This is a genomic window from Brevundimonas sp. CURTG3B2_SDJG (assembly GCF_057364705.1).
In genome coordinates, this window is the sequence record NZ_JBNFOJ010000314.1 from 1 (window position 1) to 3,137 (window position 3,137).

At 73.7% G+C, this 3,137-nt stretch carries 2 protein-coding genes and 1 pseudogene; all 3 read right to left on the reverse strand.

What is annotated here, in order from left to right; all coding sequences use genetic code 11:
• Nucleotides 1-2,286: pseudogene (locus tag AC2W7C_RS15725) on the reverse strand (baseplate multidomain protein megatron); the annotation flags it as partial.
• A 44-nt stretch (nt 2,287-2,330) separates the two neighbouring features.
• Nucleotides 2,331-2,768, reverse strand: coding sequence for an NlpC/P60 family protein (locus AC2W7C_RS15730; RefSeq protein WP_486002243.1), 438 nt, complete (start codon nt 2,766-2,768; stop codon nt 2,331-2,333).
• Nucleotides 2,765-3,137: baseplate hub domain-containing protein (locus AC2W7C_RS15735; RefSeq protein ID WP_486002244.1), on the reverse strand; the 373-nt coding region annotated here is incomplete at its 5' end. The genes AC2W7C_RS15730 and AC2W7C_RS15735, both read right to left, overlap by 4 nt.

Here is a 3,137-nt window from a genome sequence, read left to right on the forward strand (position 1 = left end):
CGGCGCGGCGTCCGTCACCGCGACCCGCCCGTCCCGCTCCGCCGCCGTCAGGCCCAGGGCCGCCAGCAGCGGCTCCAGGGCGTCGCGGGTCCGCATGGGCCCGTCGATCAGATAGCCGTCCACCTCGCCGGCGAAAGGGCCGATCTCGAACGCCTCAAGGTCCAGCCCTCCGCGCGTCAGGATCGCCGCGATCAGGTCTCGCGTCTCGCCGCCCAGCCGTCCGTTCAGCCAGTGGCCCGTCCGCCAAGCGCCCGCGTCCGCCCAGACGTCCCCACGCCCCGGAACGCCGGCCACGGCCGGGCGTCCCAGCACCAGGCGTCGGCTCCGGCCAGCATCGGCCCGCCATAGATCGGCGACACCGGGTTGTTCATCGCGAAATGCGTCAGCACCGCCGCCAGCGCCCGCCGCTGCATCCGGTCGTCGCGCGCGCCCGTCGAGAATGGCGGCAAGGCGGTCTCTGCGCTCTTCGGGTCCTGGAACAGATTCGGCGCGTTGCCGCCCCGGTCGACCGCCGCGCAGCCGAACTCGGTCAGCCGCACCGGCTTCATGCCGGGAACCCAGGCCGTCGGCGTCGCGCTGCGGATTCCGCCCGGCCGGTCGTGGTGCGCATGCCCCCACCAGCCCGCCAGGTCCTTGACCCGGAACACCCAGTCCTCGCCGTGCGCCGTATCCACGATCGGCGTCCGCGCCTGCGCGTCCCGAGCCGCTGCGTCGGCGTAGAACCAGTCGAAGCCCTCGCCGCCCGCGACCTGGGCCGCCAGATGGTCCGGGTCGTCCGGCCCGCTCCACAGGGCGGCGTCCAGCCCGCCGTCGCCGCCGCGCCAGTCGCCCAGCGGCGGGTACCAGTCGATCCCGACGTAGTCGATCGCGGCGTCGGCCCACAGCGGATCCAGATGAAACCGCACCTCCCCGTCCGCGCGCACGCCGGCGTATTCGGACCAGTCCGCCGCATAGCTCAGCGCGACGTCCGGCCCCGCCAGCGCCCGGCACTCCGCCGCCAGCGCCCGGAACGCCTCGACCGCCGGAAAGCCGCCGCCGGCGTCCCGGGTCGTCGTCAGCCCGCGCATCTCCGATCCAATCAGAAGGCCGTCCGCTCCGGTCTCCGCCGCCACCGCCGCGTAATGCAGCGCCAGCCGCCTTAGTCCCCAGCCGTCCGCCGCTCCGAAGATCCCCGCCACGTCCGCCGCGGCCTCGGCGCCGTCGCGTCCCTTCACCCGGCCGCGCCATGGATAGCCCGCCACGTCCATGAACACGAACGGGTACAGCGTCACCTCCAGCCCCCGCGCCTTCAGCTCGGCCACCGCCTGGCGCACCGCCTCGTCGGACGGCGTGCCGCCATAGGCGGGTCCGCCTCCGATCTGCGAGATCAGGTGGGCGTCGTGGCGCTGCACGCCCGCCACCGACCAGGCGTGCGGTTCGGTCGGCTTGTCCCTCCGCTCCACCCCCGGCCGGATCGCGCAATGCGACGCCCTCAGGTCGGTCCCGAACCAGCCGATCACCAGGCTCACCCGCTTCAGGTTCGGACATTGCGCCTGAAGCTGGTCCAGCGACGTCAGCAGGTCGGCCCGGCCGTCGCCCGCGTGAAGGTTCTCCGCAGATGTCCGTGTCAGCCCCTCGCGCCGCATGACGGCCTCGGTCGCCAGCACGAACTCGCCCGCGCCAGGGATCAGGCACACCCCTTCAAGACGGTCCTCCAGCCGGGGCGCTCCGCCTCTCGGGCGCCGGAACACCTCGAAGGCCAGCTGCGGGACCCGGTTGCCGAACGGCGCCAGGGGCAGGTCCTCGAAGACGACATAGGCCGTCCCGCGATAGGCCGGCGCCCGTCCTTCGACCGCCTCGATCAGAGGATCCGGCGCTTGTTCCGCCCCGCCGCGATGCACCCGCATCGTCACGCCGGACAGGTCCATCGCCTGGCCGTCCGCCCAGACCCGGCCCACCCCGTCGATCTCGCCCTCGCACAGGGCCACGGCGAAGCTCAGCGAATAGCCGTACTCGACCGTCCTGGGCCCGCCCTTCGTCGCGGAGGAGGTCTTGCGGCTCTCCAGGAAGCGCGCCGCCCAGATCACCTGGCCGGTCGTCCGCGCCCGCCCGAACACGCAGGCCAGCGGCGCGCCTTCGGCCGTCCCCCTGGACCTTCAGCGTCTCCAGGCGCGGTCCGCGCTGGCGCGCCGGCTCCAGCCCCGCGATCGCCCGCTGATCCAGGGTCCGCCCGATCAGGCCGCCGATCGTCGCGCCCAATGGCCCGCCGACCGCGCCCGCGACGCCGCTCAGGATCACCTGCGCCATGCCCTACCTCTCGTCATGTCGGCCGTCGAGGCCTCCCAAGGCGCTCAAACCGCCGTCCCGGGCCAGGCGAACGCCGCGACCAACCGCGCGCGCCACCAATCTCCCATCCAGGTCTCCACCACCGACCGGCCCCAATAGGCGTGGATCATCCGTCCCTGGCCCGCCGCCGCGCTCAGGATCGCGCAGTGCTTGGCCGGACACCCGGGCGCCATCCGGAACAGCAGCACATCGCCCGGCTGAGCCGCCGCGACGGGAATCTCCACCAGCCAGCGGCGCGCCGCCGCCCACAGCGTCTCCTCCCCGCCCGCCTCGGCCCAATCCGAGGCATAGGGGGGCGGAACCTGGGGCTCGCTTCCGAACAGTTCGCGCCAGACGTCACGCACCAGTCCCAGGCAATCCGCCCCCTCGCCCCTCACGCTGGCCTGGTGCCGATAGGGCGTGTCCAGCCAGCGTCGGGCGGCCTCCAGCGCCCGGCCTCTCATCGCCGGCTCCCGCCGTCGTTGCGGGCGCCCTCTGTCGGCAGGGCCGTCAGGAAGTCGTCGCCCGGAATGTCCGGAAAGCCTTGGAAGTTGGCGGCGTTGCCGAACGTCTCCACGCAAGTGGCCCATCGCCGATCACAGGTCGCGCCGGGAAACGCGGCGGGATCGACGCGGCATCGGGCGTCGAACAGCATGGCGTCGCAGTCCCGCCCGAAGGTCCGCCCGACGACCCGCTCCAGCGCCGACAGCGGCCCCTCCAGCTCGGCGACGAACCCTGCCCCTTCACGGCGGATCCGGGCCAGCCGTCCGGCCCACAGCCGCACCCTCAGGTCCGGCCGCCGCCAGTCGACGCGCCACAGCGCGACGGTCGCG